The organism is Endozoicomonas euniceicola (assembly GCF_025562755.1).
In the GTDB taxonomy this organism is placed as follows: Bacteria; Pseudomonadota; Gammaproteobacteria; order Pseudomonadales; family Endozoicomonadaceae; genus Endozoicomonas_A; species Endozoicomonas_A euniceicola.
The window spans coordinates 3,379,083-3,394,426 of the sequence record NZ_CP103300.1; the positions used below are offsets into that span (position 1 = coordinate 3,379,083).

The window sequence follows — 15,344 nt, forward strand, 5'->3', positions numbered from 1 at the left end:
ACTGCCGGTTGCCATGAACAAATCAACATTTCTGCTGCTTGCTTGTCTCACTGCTTTGCCAGCCCGGGGAGCCGCCATCTTGAAACCGGAAGGCAAGCCCACTTCCTTTGTTCGGCTGATGAAAGAAGACTCTGGCAAGCGAGTGTCTGGTCAGGAGTTGCAGGCTTATCTGAACAGTCTTTTACGAGCCAATGCGATTTACGACAGAAACGCTCCTGATGAACAACCATCGTTGTATTTCTCGGTGAAGGCCAACCAGGCCGGCAATTTGGTGGTCACTCGCAAACTGACGCAGGCCAACCGAATCGTTATGGAAAACAATACGCTCAAAGTGTATGGCATCGGTTATTCCCTGCAATCGGACTGTTCCAGACAGGAACAACGCTGCTGGGTTCTGTTTCCCAACCAGAAGACCCGCTGGATGGAAATCAACTACGCACCCAAAGCGGTAAAGGAACTGGCAACGGGTATTGGGTTGTTGATCCGGGAGATGCAGCAGTAGGGTGTGTAGGTGACTGCTCCCCACCCTATCGGGTGAGGCTTCTGATTTCTTAGGCAGCAACCGACAGTATGCCGGATTTACGCAAGCCTCCATCAGCAGAAACGGACAGTCCTTCCGCCTTTAATTTCAATATGCCTTGCTTCTTGATATTGCGAGCTGCATTAATATCCCGGTCATGGATAGCACCACAGCTACACTCCCATGATCGGATTCTCAATGGCATTTTTTCCTGTTTCAAATCGCAGACTGAGCAAGTTTTAGAGGATGCAAACCACTGGTCTATCTTCACCAGATGTTTACCTTCCTGCTTTGCCTTGTATTCGAGTTTGGTTATCAGTGAGTGCCAGCCAGCATCAGCAATAGAACGTGCAAGACGCTTGTTCTTGAGCATGTTTTTAACTTTCAGTGTCTCCACAATTACCGCTTGGTTTTCGTCGATGAGTTGTTTTGATAGCTTATGCTGAAAATCATTACGGGCAAAGGCTACACGCTCATGCGCCTTTGCCACCAATAAACGGGCTTTGTGCCTACCTTTTGAGCCTTTCTTGCAGCGAGATAGAGCCTGTTGTTTTCTTTTCAGGTTACGTTGTGCTTTTTTCAGAAAGCGAGGATTGCCAGTCTTATGGCCGGTACTGGTGATAGCCAGATCAGTAATCCCCATATCAACACCGACAACCTGATTAGCTTCAAGATTATCAATCTGTTTTGGTTGTTCCTGGGTATCATCAGCCAATATGGAGGCAAAATACTTGCCGGTTAGCGTTCTGCTCAGGGTGATAGACTTCACCTTACCCACTATTTCACGATGCACTTTAGCCTTTATGGGCTTGCACTTGGGGATTTTTATCCAGTTATCGCCCACAGAGACAGACGTACAATGGTAGCTACTTTGCTTGCCATGCTTTTTCTTGAAGCGAGGAAATCTTGCCTGCAATTTGGGATTGAAAAAGTTTTGAAAGGCCGTATCCAGATTGATAGTGGCCTGTTGCAGTGCAATAGAGTCAGCGTTTTTCAGCCATGAGTACTTTCGGCTTTTCTTGGCTTTTGCCAGCAAGGGCTTCAGGTGTTTTTTGGGAGAAAGGCTCTGCCCACGAGCCTTGTAATAATGAACCTTAATAGCCAGGGCCTTGTTCCATACGAACCGCACAGCATCAAACTGACGGTCGAGAAATTCCGCCTGCTCTGATGTTGGATAGATTCGTACTTTGGTGGCTCTCAGCATGGAACGTTATTTCAGTGCTCATTAATATAAAGTTTATATTACAGGTATTTGAAAGAGGTTTTCAAGTGAGCGCACACAATAAGGATTTGCTTAAAGGGTATCTTCGCAAACGACATAGCGTTACCAAGCTGGTTGTTCATTTGGTGTTCACGACAAAGTACAGGCGAAAGCTTTTTGATGGCTATATGATCAAGCAGTTACGGGAGTCGTTCGAGAGTGCATGTGAAAAACTGGAATGCCAGTTACTTGAAATGGATGGCGAAAAAGATCACGTACACCTGTTGGTGGCCTACCCACCAAAACTGGCTATCAGTGTCATGGTAAATAATCTCAAATCAACATCATCAAGACGGTTGCGAATGCTGAATACCCACCTTACTGCTCAGAGCAAAGCAGGCTTAATGTGGTCAAGGTCTTACTTTGCTTGCAGTGCTGGCGGTGCAACTATCGAGACTCTGAAGGACTACGTTAATAGCCAGAGTACACCAGATTGATGGCGGAAGGCTCTGCGCCTTCCCGTCTTATATCCCCGCCCGCATTGGGCGAGGGTTTACGACGATTTTGCTAAAAAAAGGGGGGTTAGTTTAATGCGTTATATAGCGTTTGCCTGCTGACCCCATACTCTAATGCCAGCGCTTTCTTTTGCTCCCCCGAGTCGAGACGTTCCCTGATTTCTGCTAACTGTTCCTCAGTGAGCCTGGGTTTTGCCCCGATCTGCTTGCCCTGCTTTCTGGCGGCGGCGATGCCTTCCCTTTGTCGCTCCCTGATCATGCTGCGCTCGAATTCGGCAAAGGCTCCCATCATTTGGAACATCAGCTTGTGCATGGGATTGCTGTCACCAGAGAAGACCAGGTTTTCTTTGTGGAACTCGACACTGATGCCTTGCCCTGTCAGTTCTTCCACCAGCGTCTGAAGGTCTTTCAGGTTGCGAGCGAGTCGATCAATGGAATGGACGTGTAAACGGTCGCCCTGTCGCAAATGGCGCAGACAGGCTTTTAGCTGGGGCCGGTTGGTGTCTTTGCCGCTGCAATGGTCTTCAAAAGTGGTATCGAGATTAATACCTTCGAGCTGGCGGGCGGTGTTCTGGTCAACGCTGCTGACTCGGATATATCCAACGTTCTGGCCTTTCATGGCGGGGTTCCTCTACTTCTTATTCTGAGTAAAGGGAAAACTAAACTCTGCTTTACAGGCTGTCCAGTTGGGCAGGATTAAGTTTTTTGGACACGGGGGATCAATGACTTAGCCGGGGGTGGGAGGGTGTCCAACAAGTATGCTTACTTTGACAGCGTTACTGAAACCATACAGCTGCGTTGGCATCGGTTTCAATCACCAAACTGTTTGGCCGATTGACTTGTCATCTGCGTCATGCTGATGTTTACTAACGATCCACGATAATTGAGAAGCAGGGAGGTAAAAATGACATCATTGATTGGCGTTGGTTTATACAGCATCCCTGAAGCCTCAGTTCTTACAGGCATTCCATCTCGCAAGATCAGGGGCTGGATGCTGGGATACGAATCAGGCAGTCGCTCCAGACAGGCTCCCCTGTGGAAGTCAGCAGTCACAGAAAGCATTGATAACACAATTAGCTTTCAGGATTTGTTGGAAATCCGCTTCGTAAACGCATTCCGGCAATACGGTGTTCAATTACCGACGATCCGGGCAGCCGTGAAGCAGGCCAAGGAATATTTCGATCAGGACTACCCGTTTACATGCAGGCGCTTTCAGACGGATGGGCGCAGCATATTTGCCACGGTGGAAGAAGAAACCGGTGATGAAAGCCTGGTTGATTTGATAAAAAAACAAAATGTATTCAACAGAGTGATTAAGCCATCTTTGTATACGGGTATTGAATACGATGGGGATGAAAGCAGTGCTTTGCGCTGGTTTCCGGTTCCAAAGAGCAAAAAGGTCGTGCTTGATCCCGCACGTTCATTTGGCAAGCCTATTGTTACAGCCGCAGGTATCACAACAGAAACGTTGTACCAAAGCTGGTTAGCAGAAGACCAGAATGCCAAAATGGTTGCCAGTCTTTATGAGGTAGACACTGCTTCTGTGAATGCCGCCGTTAGTTTTGAGCAAAGGATTGCCGGTGGTGAAGTACCTCATTGATAACAATTTGCCTCCAGCGTTAGCTCATGCCATTCGTGAGCTTTCAACCGTTTGTGACAATACTGAAGTCTATGCCCTGAAGGATAAGTTTTCCCCGGATACGAAAGATATTGACTGGATTACTGCTTTGTCCGGAGATAAACACTGGGTTGTTGTTTCTCAGGATCGTTTCAAAAAAGGCAATGAAGAAAAAGAAGCATTGCGGCGCAGTGGCTTAACGGTTTTCTTTCTGGACAAGCAATGGTCGAAGAGAAAGTACTGGGAGAAAGCCCATAATCTGGTGCGCTGGTGGCCTGCTATCATGGATCACGCTGAACACATGACAGGCGGGTCGGCTTTCAAGGTAAGATGGAATCATGGTGCGGTTGCCAAATTTGAACAGGTACAGCTTTAGAGATCACACCTCAACCCCCAGCCGCTCAACCTCTGCGTGACACCTTTCCCAGTCCGGGTAATGCTTTGCAACCAACGCCCAGAAGGCTTTGTCGTGGTGCTTTTCAATGGTATGGCACAGCTCATGGACAATCACATAGTCGAGTACGGACGGGGCGAACTCCATGCAGCGTGGGTGGAACTCCAATACATTGTCTTCGCTACAGCTGGCCCAGCGTCGCTGGAACTTGAACATCCGGTAGCCTGTTGCCTCAAGGCCGGTCTGTCGTTGCCAGTAGCGGATGCGGGGGAGCAGTTTGTCTTTCGCCTTTTCCCTGAAGAACGCTTCCCTGGCTACACGGAGTACTGACTTGCTGATGTGGCTGCCTTCCGGTGATTGAATGAAAAACCGGGAGTGGTTAAAGCTTATTCGTGCCTGACTCAGCTCCTCTGCCGGTTCCACCACGCAGTACCAGGTCTTGCCCCGGTAGAGCAGGCGACTGCCGGTGGTGAACTCATCTTTCAGTGGCTGGTTCACTTCCGCCAGCTTTTGCCTGATCCATCGTGCCCGGTAACGAATCAATGCCTGCTTTTCGTTATCAGGCACCTGTGGGCCACGGAGCAGAACCGGCTTGCCCCGTTCAACCGTCACCGTGTGACGTTTAAGGTGGGGGGCTTCCTGAAATTCCCATTCAATGGCGGTGGTTCCGTATTGGTAGACTGGCATTGCTCGTTGTTCAAAAGTTAGTTATTCAGAAGAATGTCAAACAGCGTAGCCGCATGTTGCCGGGCTGTGCTCATATCCCAGCCTGCCAGTGCCCGAAGTTTCTTACGAATCTGCTTTTGCAGTTCTTTATGGATTTCTTTCTTATCCTTCCATATCGGGCTGGCTAGCACAGCACCAATGTCATCATCGTTAAACAGGGCGGCTGTCCATTGCTTAGCAGGTGATTGTTTAACAAACAGTTGTGCAGATGTCCCGGTTTGCTGGTCGAGCTGCCCGCTCAGGTAATCGTAGACAGCCACCTGTGCCGGTGAATCAAAACCCGCCTGTTGTGCGCCGGATGCCTTTTCCCTTATCTGTTGGGTGAACAGCTCCAGCTGTTTCAGAAACTCGGCCTGTTCGATCCGTTTTTCCTTTTCATCCTCTATCAGCTTTTGCAGGGCGGCTTCCAGTGGTCCGAAGAAACCGGGGTTCTTCTGCTTGCCGGTTTTGATGGTGTGCTTGAGCTGGTTCTTCATGGTCAGAGCCTGACTGCCCACGCTTTTCAGCTTGCGAAGTCGCTCCATGTCGTTAGCATCGAGGATGGAGATTTCCTTGCCTAGCAGGCTCCTGACTTCATCGGCCTGAACATGCTCGTCCAGTAGTTGTTGCAGCAGCTCCGACTCCAGCTGGTTCAGTGGTCCCTTGTGGGCATCGTCCGGCAGTTTGTTTTTCAGAGCCAGCTTGATTTCGCCCAGCACTTTGAAATAAGGCTGGTAACGGGCTCCCCGCTGGTCCGGCAGCACCACATCAAGCCGGGCGTTGAATGCCTTGAACAGAGCCAGGAACTCATCCACCACATCCAGCCGGACATCCGGGTCAAGGTGCAGGTCGGCGTCTTCTTTATACAGCTCGGGCTGTTTAATCGGGTCGTGTTTTTTTGGCAATAGGTTCAGCACTTTCTGCAAAGCGGTTTCCAGTTTGGGCAGCTCGCTGTTGATGTCCGTCCAGATTTGTTCGGGTTGCACTTCGCCGCCATAGATGGACAGAGCCTTGTCCAGATATTCGACCACGCCATGATAATCGACAATGTAACCGGCGTTTTTGCCCTTGCGGGTACGGTTCACACGGGCAATGGCCTGAAGCAGTGTATGTTCCTTGAGAGGCTTGTCCAGATACAGGGTGCTGACGATGGGAGCGTCCCAGCCGGTGAGCAGCATATCGGAGACAATCAGAAGGCCAATATTATTCACCTTTGTCGTCTTGTCATCATTCTGGCTCTCATCCCCGTAGTGTTTCTTGAACAGGTCGTTGACCAGTTTGGGAATCTCATCGGTGGGCACTGCAATGGGTTGACCGCCGTCTTTTATCTCCGCCCGCACTCGTTCCTCTATGGATTGCAGCTTGTGTTGAATGCCATGCACCTCGTAAGCCGCCTGCGCTTCATTCACGCCGGTCTTGTTCTCAGTAATGCCACCCAGTGAAATCACCACCCGGCTTTCAAAGGTGTCCTGTCCGGCTTCTGCCCGTTCTGCCATGATGGCGTCCAGCGTGTCTTTGTAGCGTACCGCCATATCCCGGCCATCACACACCAGCAACCCTTTAAATCCTTTGGCTTTGACGCTGGTCAGGAAGTGCTGCACCAGATGTTGGGCGTTCTCATCAATACGATCCTGAGCGGTGCGGCGTTTTTTCAGTAGTGCCTGTTTCAGCTGCTTCTGACGGGCTTCGTCTTCCTGACCGAACACATCACCAAAAGCGGTATCCAGCTCCGGATCAACGGTCAGGTCGGTCATGCCTTCCTGATACTTAATGGGCAGTGTGGCACCGTCGGCGACGGCTTCATCCAGCCGGTAGGTGTCGATGTAGTCGCTGCTACCACCCTTTCCCATAAAAGCATTGAGGGTGTTTTTGTCTTCCCTGAACAGCGGTGTGCCGGTAAAGGCGATGAATCTGGCATTAGGTAGGCTTGCCCGCATAAAGGCCGCCAGGAAACTGTACTGGCTGCGGTGGGCTTCATCCACCAGAACATAAAAGTTGGGTTTGGTGGACAACACCTGAAAGTCCACCGCCTCCCGGCTTTGTTCCACCCATTGGTTCGGTCTGGCCGTGCCGTCGTCATTGAGCAGGCCATAGTTGACGTTCAGGTCTTCGCAGATATAGAACTTGCCATCTTCAAGCACCCGCCGGACACGGGTCTGGTTGTCTTCGTTGTCGGCTTCTGCCTCTTTGGCGGCGGCCTTGATGGGCTTGCCATCCCGTTCCTGAAATTTCTGGACGGTACTGGTGAATACGCTTCCGTAGTCGTTCGATAGCATCCGCTCCAGCCCGGCAACCGACGGGGCTTTGATGGGGATCATGCCGACGTTGGTGAAGGTATCGGAGATTTGCCGGTCAAGGTCGGTGCGATCTGTCAGCACCAGTACGCTGGGATTGTTCAACCCTACACACTCAGCCCGCAGGTAACGGGTCAGGTACGCCATGGTCAGCGACTTGCCACTGCCCTGTGTATGCCATACGACGCCACCTTCCGGTTTATCAGCCGTGAGTCTGGCAAGGGTCTTTCGTACTGCCCGCCATTGCTGGTAACGGGGCAGCTTTTTGATGGTGCGGCCTTCTTCCAGTTCGAACAGCACAAACTGGCAGGCCAGCTCCACAAAGCGGGAGGGCTCGAACAGAGCCCAGAGCAGGTGATGCTGTTCCGTGGGTTCTTTACCGGGCTGCACAGCGTGCAACCGCTGACGTACAGTTGCTTCTTCGCTGGCTTCCAGACGGTAACGGAAATAGAAGGCTTCCGGCGTAAAAATGGCACCGTACAATGCCTGATTACGGTTGATGGCTGCACACACCTGGTTAAACACAAAGTGTCGTGGGTGGCTGTTCTGGTAACTCAGCAGCTGGTTGATGCCCTTGCCAATTTTGACGTGGCTGGCTTTGCACTCGATCATCGCCAGTGGCAACCCATTGATAAACAACAGCAGGTCGGGCCGGAACTCGTCGCCATCGCTGTTGGTGCCAACGAACTGATCCACCACATGAAAGCGGTTCTCTAATGGCTCCGCTTGATTGAAAAAGCAGACACTGCGGGGGCGACCCTGTTTGTCCTTAACCTGTATCCCGCTGCCATGAATCACCGACTCCCAGGCGTTCTGGTTGGCGGCCATCAGGTTGTCGTTCCCGCTTTTATTAAAAGCGCCTCTTAATTCACGAAGTACGGTATCGACACCGGCAGTCACATCCGCCAGCCACGGGTTGAACGACAGCAACCGGTCAGTCAGTACATCGGTGAGGATAGGGGGCAGGTGGCGGTGTGGCTGTTGCTTGCCCACTGCTTTGCCGGACAGGTGGGTGTAACCCAGTTGTTGTAACCAGATGATGGCGGGCTTTTCGACGCCTTCCCGTTCAGCGTTACCTTTTCGATGAAAGGGGGCATCGTCCGTGTTCATCGCAAGACTCCTGACTTCAGTACACAATCTAAAACGGGGAAACTTTATCACTCCTGCTGGTTCGGTGGTATCCGGTTTGGGTGATGGCAGTATTTAGTTTTTTACTGTCTCTGGTGGGGGCGGTTTATGCGCTCCTTTTTGTAAACACCTCTATTCGATCAATGTCGTCTTTTTCAGCCTGTTGTACCTTGTATAAATCCCATCGTAATTGCAGGTTAAGCCAGAAGTCTGGCGACATACCCAAAAAGCGAGCCAGTCGCAGGGCGGTGCTAGGGGTAACGCCCCGCTTGCCGTTGACGAGTTCGTTGACTCGCTGGTAAGGGACATGAATAGCCGATGCCAGCTCCCGCTGAGTAATGTCCATCGGTAACAGAAACTCTTCCAGCAGTATTTCACCGGGATGAGTGGGGGGGCGGTTTGTGGGCATTTTGGCCACAATGCCACCACTGCCTTCGTCAAAGTCTTCAGTTTTCATAATGATTGTTCTCCTCGGTGCTGGAGCGTTGAACAGAAATAGTGCCAGTTATACGAGCTGCATTTTAATAGTAAAAAAAGCAGCTGATATAAAATAATTGTCTAGAATTTATCCCTTGTTACCTTGTCAAACACTTTATTGTATATACAATTTGATATGAGTTATGAATGGGATGAGAGTAAGCGCATCGTCAATTTGCAGAAACATGGTGTCGATTTTGGGGAGGTGTACCTCTTCGACTGGAATACCGCCACACTCAGTCAGGATAACCGAAAGAATTACGGAGAAATAAGAGTAAAAGCAAAGGGGTTTATTGAAGGTCGGTTGCATGAGCTGGTTTTCAATATTCGTGGTGGCAACATAAGAGTCATTGGCCTGAGAAAAGCCAATCAGCGAGAGGTGAAAGAATATGAGCGAAGAACCCAAAAAGCCCGATTACATTAGCCAGGAGGATTGGGACTCGGTTGACGTGCCGGAATGGACGGAAGAGGATTGGGCAAATGCCCGCCCGGCCATAGAAGTATTGCCTGAAATTGTCGAGGAATACCGTCGCCGAACCCGAGGGCAACAGAAAGAGCCGACTAAAGAGCAGGTGTCTATCCGCCTCAGTCCTGAAGTGCTTGAGTTTTTCCGGGCAACAGGCAGCGGCTGGCAAAGCCGGATAGATGATGTGCTGAAAGAGCATCTTGGCAAGCACTGAGCCGGAGGGAATTGCCCCCGCAGTACGGAGACAATCCGGCCGGTTAATGATCCTGTGGTTCCGGCTTAACCCTGATCTGGCCGGTGAGCAGTTTTTGCATCAGGCCTTTTTTCAGTTGTTGGGTTTGGGATTTCTGGGTGGTCAGGTGGTTCAGCTTCCTGTCGGTGGTGGAGAGGATTTTTGCGATTTCTTGTTGTTCCTTTATAGGGGGAGCTGCAATCAGGAATTCCTGAATTTGTTTGCTGCTGATATGTGGCACTACTGAGTCGGTTTGAACCCCTTTGACATATTGCTCAAAGCGATAACTTGAAAAGAGATGCTTTAATAAGGATTGGCTAAAGCTATCTTTTGTCCTAAGTCTTGATACTCGTTGCACCAGATAACATGGTAAGTCAGCTTTGTTTACTTGCGATACTTTCAAGCCGTTGGAAACCCATGTACGATCCATTGCGATTACTAAATCACCGTCTTGCATAAGATATTTGGCTAGTTCTCCCGAATCCCCAGCTGGCCAAAATTTAGCAAAATCGTCGTAAACCCTCGCCCAATGCGGGCGGGGATATAAGACGGGAAGGCGCAGAGCCTTCCGCCATCAATCTGGTGTACTCTGGCTATTAACGTAGTCCTTCAGAGTCTCGATAGTTGCACCGCCAGCACTGCAAGCAAAGTAAGACCTTGACCACATTAAGCCTGCTTTGCTCTGAGCAGTAAGGTGGGTATTCAGCATTCGCAACCGCCTTGATGATGTTGATTTGAGATTATTTACCATGACACTGATAGCCAGTTTTGGTGGGTAGGCCACCAACAGGTGTACGTGATCTTTTTCGCCATCCATTTCAAGTAACTGGCATTCCAGTTTTTCACATGCACTCTCGAACGACTCCCGTAACTGCTTGATCATATAGCCATCAAAAAGCTTTCGTCTGTACTTTGTCGTGAACACCAAATGAACAACCAGCTTGGTAACGCTATGTCGTTTGCGAAGATACCCTTTAAGCAAATCTTTGTTGTGTGCGCTCACTTGAAAACCTCTTTCAAATACCTGTAATATAAAGTTTATATTGATGAGTACTGAAATAACATTCCATGCTGAGAGCCACCAAAGTACGAATCTATCCAACATCAGAGCAGGCGGAATTTCTCGACCGTCAGTTTGATGCTGTGCGGTTCGTATGGAACAAGGCCCTGGCTATTAAGGTTCATTATTACAAGGTTCGTGGGCAGAGCCTTTCTCCCAAAAAACACCTGAAGCCCTTGCTGGCAAAAGCCAAGAAAAGCCGAAAGTACTCATGGCTGAAAAACGCTGACTCTATTGCACTGCAACAGGCCACTATCAACCTGGATACGGCCTTTCAAAACTTTTTCAATCCCAAATTGCAGGCAAGGTTTCCTCGCTTCAAGAAAAAGCATGGCAAGCAAAGTAGCTACCATTGTACGTCTGTCTCTGTGGGCGATAACTGGATAAAAATCCCCAAGTGCAAGCCCATAAGGGCTAAAGTACATCGTGAAATAGTGGGTAAGGTGAAGTCTATCACCCTGAGCAGAACGCTAACCGGCAAGTATTTTGCCTCCATATTGGCTGATGATACCCAGGAACAACCAAAACAGATTGATAATCTTGAAGCTAATCAGGTTGTCGGTGTTGATATGGGGATTACTGATCTGGCTATCACCAGTACCGGCCATAAGACTGGCAATCCTCGCTTTCTGAAAAAAGCACAACGTAACCTGAAAAGAAAACAACAGGCTCTATCTCGCTGCAAGAAAGGCTCAAAAGGTAGGCACAAAGCCCGTTTATTGGTGGCAAAGGCGCATGAGCGTGTAGCCTTTGCCCGTAATGATTTTCAGCATAAGCTATCAAAACAACTCATCGACGAAAACCAAGCGGTGATTGTGGAGACACTGAAAGTTAAAAACATGCTCAAGAACAAGCGTCTTGCTCGTTCTATTGCTGATGCTGGTTGGCACTCACTGATAACCAAACTCGAATACAAGGCAAAGCAGGAAGGTAAACATCTGGTGAAGATAGACCAGTGGTTTGCATCCTCTAAAACTTGCTCAGTCTGCGATTTGAAACAGGAAAAAATGCCATTGAGAATCCGATCATGGGAGTGTAGCTGTGGTGCTATCCATGACCGGGATATTAATGCAGCTCGCAATATCAAGAAGCAAGGCATATTGAAATTAAAGGCGGAAGGACTGTCCGTTTCTGCTGATGGAGGCTTGCGTAAATCCGGCAGACTGTCGGTTGCTGCCTAAGAAATCAGAAGCCTCACCCGATAGGGTGGGGAGCAGTCACCATCTCTCCACCTTAACCACCCCTGAGCTATGTTATCTCCACGCAAAAGACGAATGGCATTTTTTTCATCGGTTATGTAATTGGAACTCTTAAACGGATATCCACTGAGCAAATCAATATGTTCTCCAATATTGCTAACACTCCACCTAGCCGGAATCCTCCCCAGCTTTGAATCCTTAAACTCGGTATGAGGCTGCCACTGCCCGTTGGCATCCTGCGATCCCACGCCTTCGGAAAACAGCTTTTGCATCAAGCCTTTTTTCAGGGTTTGGGTTGCAGTGATCTGCTGGTCGATCAGTTCCAGTTTCCGGTCTACGGTGGACAGGATTTGGGCGATTTTTTTTTGCTCGGGTATCCTCGGTACAGGGATATTAAAAGAGCGAATTTGTTGAAAGTTTAGGCCTTCCCTGTTACCGCCAGCCTGCAATCTCCAGATTTGATCTTGCCCATATTCAGAGTTCATGAAATGAGACACATAACCAGACAATAGGTCGTCTTTAACTCTGATAATACAAACATGCTGGTTCACATTTGCTTCTGAAATATTGTCAGGCAATATACAACACCTGCCGATAGAAGCTCCTGTAATATTTAACAATACATCAGATGGTTGTAGCTTGGAGTTGTGCATCTTTTCATGTTGTTCGTCAGAGATATATGCCACATCATCAAGATCAAGATACCCGTGACGTACATTTTGGCTACGAATTAACGGTACTCCTTGCTCAATATATGAGTCACTACCTCCTTTCGGAGTAACCCCACTTCCAACTTTTGAAACATGATTGCCGATTTTGCTGGCGATCCAGTCTTTTGGAATAGGTCCAAGTGCACTATTTTTAAAGTCTTCAGGCAACACAGTACCCATCACACCCCCTCCACTTCAGCCGACGCAGCAACCAGCCCCAACTCATCCAGATAACTATCCAACTCATCATTCACAGCTTTCAGGTTATCGGTAATGGCACTCAACTCACCCAGCACCGCCGGAATATCCACCTGCGGCTCAGGCTCAGAGGTATCGATATAGCGGGCAATGTTCAGGTTGTAGTCGTTGTCTGCAATCTCTTTCAGTTCCACTACACGACAGTATTTGTCTTCTTCGGTGTTGTGATGGAAAGCGGCACTGTGAGCATCGTGGATACGTTCTATGTCTTCGGTGCGCAGGCTGTTCTGGTTCTTGCCTTCGGCGAACTCACGGCTGGCATCAATGAACACAACCTTGCTTTTCAGGTTGTCCGGCTTCTGTTTGTTAAGAATCAGGATACAGGCGGGAATGCCGGTGTTGTAGAACAGGGCCGAGGGCAGGCCGATAACGGCTTCAATGCGATCACCGGGCAGTTCGTCGTTGCCTTTCAGCAGGCCGGTGCGGATTTTGCCTTCTTCACCGCCCCGGAACAGTACACCGTGGGGCAGTACGACACCCATGCGACCATTGTCTTTCAAACTGGCGAGCATGTGCTGTACGAAAGCGAGGTCGGCGTAACCACGGGGCGGAATACCGTAACCCAGTCGTCCGTAAGGGTCGGTCAGCTCTTTTTTGTAGCTGGGGGCGACTTCCTTTTCCTTGCCGTTTTTGTCGGTTTTTCTGGGGCGGTTGATCTCGATGGGTGTCCACCACTGCTTGGCGGAAAATGGCGGATTGGCAATCACCCGGTCAAAACTCAGGATGCCGTTTTCATCACGGTGCAGGGGTTGAACCAGGGTGTCGCCCCGTTCCAGTTCCGCCCGCATGTTGTGCAGGTAAAGGTTCAGCTTGCCAATGGCCCAGGTGCCGAGGTTTTTCTCCTGACCGTAGAGCAGGATGTTGGGCTGTCCGGCAATGGTGCCGTTGGGCAACTGCGCCACATGGTGAGCGCTTTCTACCAGCATACCGCCACTGCCAGAGGTCGGGTCGTACACCGTGTGGCCGGGTTGCGGGTCAAGCAGGTTGACCAGCAGTTGTACGACATGTTTGGGGGTATAGAACTCGCCGCCTTTCTTGCCTGCGTCGTCGGCAAACTGTTTGATTAGGTACTCGTAGGCATCGCCCAGCATATCGGCTTTATACAGGTGTTCGTTGCCGAGGTTGTACTGGTTGAAGTGGCGCAGCAGGCGGGACAGCAGTTCGTCGCCCAGCTTGGCTTTGTCGCCGAACTGGATCGCCGTCAGTACGCCTTCGAGGTAGCTGTTCTGGGCTTCGATGTCGGCAAAGGCTTCGTCGATGGCTTCACCGATATTTTCGGTGCGGCTGATGATCTCACCCCAGCGGGCGTGTTCCGGTACAAAGTGGTCGCCGTCTTCCTGTTCCAGTTCGATGGCTTCGGCACGGGAGCAGTCTTCGTCGGCCATGATGGCGGTGACTTTTTCTTCAAACACGTCATTGAACCGTTTGAGGAAGATCAGGCCGAAGATGTAGTTCTTGAAGTCGGAGCTGTCGATGGAGCCCCGCATGATATTGGCAGACTCCCAGAGCCAGCTTTCGAGGGTTTCCAGGGTGAGTTTTTGTGACATGGGTGTAACCGGTGATGCAAGCGTCCGGTTGGTTGTGCCGGTGTGCGGCTGAGGGACGGCTTGGGTTGTAAATGGGGGTAGGGTACAGGAAAGGACGAAATAAGACGACATGCATCAAATGATAGTAAGCCCCCCCAAACCGCCGCTGTCACGTAAGCCCGTTGCTGTTAAGCAACGGTGGAAGTTGCTGTAGTGAATCGGGCTTTCCACTGCATGGTGGACCTGCGCTCCAGCACCAACGAGGAACTTCCTGGTATGGTATTATCAGCCCGGGTCTTTAATGACTGGCAAACAGACCAGGGAGACTTGAGTTCGATTATATCGGTTCACGCTCTCAAGTCTGTAGGTTTTTTTTGCTATTGATTTATTTTTTGATAGTGCTTCAGGATTTAAAAAAGAGCGCTTTTCTGATGGTAAACATTAGCTGTCGAGGTTGATCAGGGCTTGATCCAGTTTGCCCATCATGTCCTGAATCTGTTGCTGGGCATCGGTGTTGTTCTCGAACTGGTTTTCTTTGAGTCGCAGTAGCTCATAGCTCATATTCAGAGCCGCCATAACCGCAATTCGTTCCAGGCCGATCACTTTTCCGCCAGACTTAATCTCTTTCATTTTGTCATGAAGCTGGTGTGCTGCTCTTTGCAGTGAGGCTTCTTCTTCGCGTGGGCAACTGATACGGTATTCTTTATCGAGAATTTTCACAGAAGTGGTCGAAAGGTTCTCAGTCATACTTATTGCTCCAATCCTCGTAATCGTTTGATCATGTCCTCGACTTCACCTCTCGCCTGATCTTTTGTAGACATCAAATGGGCACGCTCAAGCTGCCACTTGCGTTCCTCATTCCGCAGCAGCCTGTTTTCTTCCTTCAATTTATTACAGAGACTCACCAGGTATTCTATTTTCTGACTGAGTTCTGTTAAATCCGGGTCGTTCATAAAATCCAGTAGACCGTTTTATTCTCTCTACTATAGCGGCTAGAAAGCGGCTAGGGAATAGCAGAACACCCCGTCTGTTTTGCCTGTT

At 49.8% G+C, this 15,344-nt stretch carries 18 protein-coding genes and 1 other RNA gene; 7 read left to right on the top strand and 12 right to left on the bottom strand.

From position 1 onward, the window contains the following. The first annotated feature begins 13 nt into the window (after nucleotides 1–13). Nucleotides 14–502: a hypothetical protein gene (locus tag NX720_RS13590; RefSeq protein ID WP_262595352.1), complete on the top strand. Its 489-nt coding sequence runs from the start codon at nucleotides 14–16 to the stop codon at nucleotides 500–502. 49 nt (nucleotides 503–551) lie between these two features. Here the strand turns inward: NX720_RS13590 and NX720_RS13595 are convergent, their stop codons facing one another. Next, the gene (locus NX720_RS13595) at nucleotides 552–1,724 is read right to left on the bottom strand and encodes an RNA-guided endonuclease InsQ/TnpB family protein (protein WP_262595353.1); all 1,173 of its coding nucleotides are present in this window, start codon (nucleotides 1,722–1,724) and stop codon (nucleotides 552–554) included. A gap of 65 nt (nucleotides 1,725–1,789) precedes the next feature. Here NX720_RS13595 and tnpA (NX720_RS13600) point away from each other — a divergent pair, with 65 nt between their 5' ends. Next, the gene (gene tnpA / locus NX720_RS13600; RefSeq protein ID WP_262595354.1) at nucleotides 1,790–2,218 is read left to right on the top strand and encodes an IS200/IS605 family transposase; all 429 of its coding nucleotides are present in this window, start codon (nucleotides 1,790–1,792) and stop codon (nucleotides 2,216–2,218) included. A gap of 85 nt (nucleotides 2,219–2,303) precedes the next feature. Here tnpA (NX720_RS13600) and NX720_RS13605 read toward each other — a convergent pair whose 3' ends face one another. Then, nucleotides 2,304–2,855, bottom strand: coding sequence for a recombinase family protein (locus NX720_RS13605; RefSeq protein ID WP_262595355.1), 552 nt, complete (start codon nucleotides 2,853–2,855; stop codon nucleotides 2,304–2,306). 285 nt (nucleotides 2,856–3,140) lie between these two features. Between NX720_RS13605 and NX720_RS13610 the strand changes: the two genes are divergently transcribed. Together NX720_RS13610 and NX720_RS13615 are read left to right on the top strand one after the other, a co-directional pair. Then, nucleotides 3,141–3,836, top strand: a complete 696-nt coding sequence (locus NX720_RS13610; RefSeq protein ID WP_262564294.1) for a MerR family transcriptional regulator — start codon at nucleotides 3,141–3,143, stop codon at nucleotides 3,834–3,836. Then, nucleotides 3,820–4,230: a PIN-like domain-containing protein gene (locus tag NX720_RS13615; protein WP_262595356.1), complete on the top strand. Its 411-nt coding sequence runs from the start codon at nucleotides 3,820–3,822 to the stop codon at nucleotides 4,228–4,230. Before NX720_RS13610 ends, NX720_RS13615 begins: the two co-directional genes overlap by 17 nt. Before the next feature lie 3 nt (nucleotides 4,231–4,233). Here NX720_RS13615 and NX720_RS13620 read toward each other — a convergent pair whose 3' ends face one another. The 3 genes from NX720_RS13620 to NX720_RS13630 form a co-directional block, all read right to left on the bottom strand. Continuing rightward, nucleotides 4,234–4,935 carry a M48 family metallopeptidase gene (locus tag NX720_RS13620; RefSeq protein WP_262595357.1) on the bottom strand — a complete coding sequence of 234 codons (702 nt, stop codon included), beginning with the start codon at nucleotides 4,933–4,935 and terminating at the stop codon, nucleotides 4,234–4,236. 17 nt (nucleotides 4,936–4,952) lie between these two features. Next, nucleotides 4,953–8,357, bottom strand: coding sequence for a type I restriction endonuclease subunit R (locus NX720_RS13625; RefSeq protein ID WP_262595358.1), 3,405 nt, complete (start codon nucleotides 8,355–8,357; stop codon nucleotides 4,953–4,955). A gap of 124 nt (nucleotides 8,358–8,481) precedes the next feature. Next, entirely contained in the window at nucleotides 8,482–8,832 is a 351-nt protein-coding gene (locus NX720_RS13630) for a HigA family addiction module antitoxin (RefSeq protein ID WP_262595359.1), read from the bottom strand. A gap of 156 nt (nucleotides 8,833–8,988) precedes the next feature. Between NX720_RS13630 and NX720_RS13635 the strand changes: the two genes are divergently transcribed. Together NX720_RS13635 and NX720_RS13640 are read left to right on the top strand one after the other, a co-directional pair. Continuing rightward, the gene (locus NX720_RS13635) at nucleotides 8,989–9,276 is read left to right on the top strand and encodes a BrnT family toxin (protein WP_262595360.1); all 288 of its coding nucleotides are present in this window, start codon (nucleotides 8,989–8,991) and stop codon (nucleotides 9,274–9,276) included. Further along, nucleotides 9,242–9,532, top strand: a complete 291-nt coding sequence (locus NX720_RS13640; RefSeq protein WP_262595361.1) for a BrnA antitoxin family protein — start codon at nucleotides 9,242–9,244, stop codon at nucleotides 9,530–9,532. The genes NX720_RS13635 and NX720_RS13640 overlap by 35 nt, the downstream gene beginning before the upstream one ends. 43 nt (nucleotides 9,533–9,575) lie before the next feature. Here the strand turns inward: NX720_RS13640 and NX720_RS13645 are convergent, their stop codons facing one another. Both NX720_RS13645 and tnpA (NX720_RS13650) read right to left on the bottom strand, forming a co-directional pair. Continuing rightward, nucleotides 9,576–10,007, bottom strand: coding sequence for a restriction endonuclease subunit S (locus tag NX720_RS13645; protein ID WP_262595362.1), 432 nt, complete (start codon nucleotides 10,005–10,007; stop codon nucleotides 9,576–9,578). A 117-nt stretch (nucleotides 10,008–10,124) separates the two neighbouring features. Then, the gene (gene tnpA / locus NX720_RS13650) at nucleotides 10,125–10,553 is read right to left on the bottom strand and encodes an IS200/IS605 family transposase (protein ID WP_262595354.1); all 429 of its coding nucleotides are present in this window, start codon (nucleotides 10,551–10,553) and stop codon (nucleotides 10,125–10,127) included. A 65-nt stretch (nucleotides 10,554–10,618) separates the two neighbouring features. Between tnpA (NX720_RS13650) and NX720_RS13655 the strand changes: the two genes are divergently transcribed. Further along, complete coding sequence (locus NX720_RS13655; RefSeq protein WP_262595363.1) at nucleotides 10,619–11,791, top strand: RNA-guided endonuclease InsQ/TnpB family protein; 1,173 nt, start codon at nucleotides 10,619–10,621, stop codon at nucleotides 11,789–11,791. Here NX720_RS13655 and NX720_RS13660 read toward each other — a convergent pair. From NX720_RS13660 to NX720_RS13680, 5 genes are all read right to left on the bottom strand, one after another. Further along, the gene (locus NX720_RS13660; protein WP_262595364.1) at nucleotides 11,788–12,699 is read right to left on the bottom strand and encodes a restriction endonuclease subunit S; all 912 of its coding nucleotides are present in this window, start codon (nucleotides 12,697–12,699) and stop codon (nucleotides 11,788–11,790) included. The genes NX720_RS13655 and NX720_RS13660 overlap by 4 nt on opposite strands. Continuing rightward, the gene (locus NX720_RS13665) at nucleotides 12,699–14,324 is read right to left on the bottom strand and encodes a type I restriction-modification system subunit M (protein ID WP_262595365.1); all 1,626 of its coding nucleotides are present in this window, start codon (nucleotides 14,322–14,324) and stop codon (nucleotides 12,699–12,701) included. Before NX720_RS13665 ends, NX720_RS13660 begins: the two co-directional genes overlap by 1 nt. Before the next feature lie 127 nt (nucleotides 14,325–14,451). Beyond that, nucleotides 14,452–14,630, bottom strand: a non-coding RNA gene (ssrS, locus tag NX720_RS13670) — 6S RNA. A gap of 114 nt (nucleotides 14,631–14,744) precedes the next feature. After that, a complete protein-coding gene (locus NX720_RS13675; RefSeq protein ID WP_262595366.1) occupies nucleotides 14,745–15,050 on the bottom strand; it encodes a cell division protein ZapA in 306 nt (101 codons plus the stop codon). A gap of 2 nt (nucleotides 15,051–15,052) precedes the next feature. After that, nucleotides 15,053–15,256, bottom strand: a complete 204-nt coding sequence (locus NX720_RS13680) for a TIGR02449 family protein (RefSeq protein ID WP_262595367.1) — start codon at nucleotides 15,254–15,256, stop codon at nucleotides 15,053–15,055. Nucleotides 15,257–15,344 lie beyond the last annotated feature (88 nt).

What these genes read in the sequence shown, in the direction of transcription:
- NX720_RS13595 (WP_262595353.1), bottom strand. Translation starts at nt 1,724, where the DNA reads ATGCTGAGAGCCACCAAAGTACGAATCTATCCAACATCAGAGCAGGCG.
- NX720_RS13665 (WP_262595365.1), bottom strand. Translation starts at nt 14,324, where the DNA reads ATGTCACAAAAACTCACCCTGGAAACCCTCGAAAGCTGGCTCTGGGAG.
- NX720_RS13640 (WP_262595361.1), top strand. Translation starts at nt 9,242, where the DNA reads ATGAGCGAAGAACCCAAAAAGCCCGATTACATTAGCCAGGAGGATTGG.
- NX720_RS13630 (WP_262595359.1), bottom strand. Translation starts at nt 8,832, where the DNA reads ATGAAAACTGAAGACTTTGACGAAGGCAGTGGTGGCATTGTGGCCAAA.
- NX720_RS13680 (WP_262595367.1), bottom strand. Translation starts at nt 15,256, where the DNA reads ATGAACGACCCGGATTTAACAGAACTCAGTCAGAAAATAGAATACCTG.
- NX720_RS13655 (WP_262595363.1), top strand. Translation starts at nt 10,619, where the DNA reads ATGCTGAGAGCCACCAAAGTACGAATCTATCCAACATCAGAGCAGGCG.
- NX720_RS13610 (WP_262564294.1), top strand. Translation starts at nt 3,141, where the DNA reads ATGACATCATTGATTGGCGTTGGTTTATACAGCATCCCTGAAGCCTCA.
- NX720_RS13605 (WP_262595355.1), bottom strand. Translation starts at nt 2,855, where the DNA reads ATGAAAGGCCAGAACGTTGGATATATCCGAGTCAGCAGCGTTGACCAG.
- NX720_RS13625 (WP_262595358.1), bottom strand. Translation starts at nt 8,357, where the DNA reads ATGAACACGGACGATGCCCCCTTTCATCGAAAAGGTAACGCTGAACGG.
- NX720_RS13660 (WP_262595364.1), bottom strand. Translation starts at nt 12,699, where the DNA reads ATGGGTACTGTGTTGCCTGAAGACTTTAAAAATAGTGCACTTGGACCT.
- NX720_RS13590 (WP_262595352.1), top strand. Translation starts at nt 14, where the DNA reads ATGAACAAATCAACATTTCTGCTGCTTGCTTGTCTCACTGCTTTGCCA.
- NX720_RS13620 (WP_262595357.1), bottom strand. Translation starts at nt 4,935, where the DNA reads ATGCCAGTCTACCAATACGGAACCACCGCCATTGAATGGGAATTTCAG.
- NX720_RS13645 (WP_262595362.1), bottom strand. Translation starts at nt 10,007, where the DNA reads ATGCAAGACGGTGATTTAGTAATCGCAATGGATCGTACATGGGTTTCC.
- NX720_RS13675 (WP_262595366.1), bottom strand. Translation starts at nt 15,050, where the DNA reads ATGACTGAGAACCTTTCGACCACTTCTGTGAAAATTCTCGATAAAGAA.
- NX720_RS13635 (WP_262595360.1), top strand. Translation starts at nt 8,989, where the DNA reads ATGAGTTATGAATGGGATGAGAGTAAGCGCATCGTCAATTTGCAGAAA.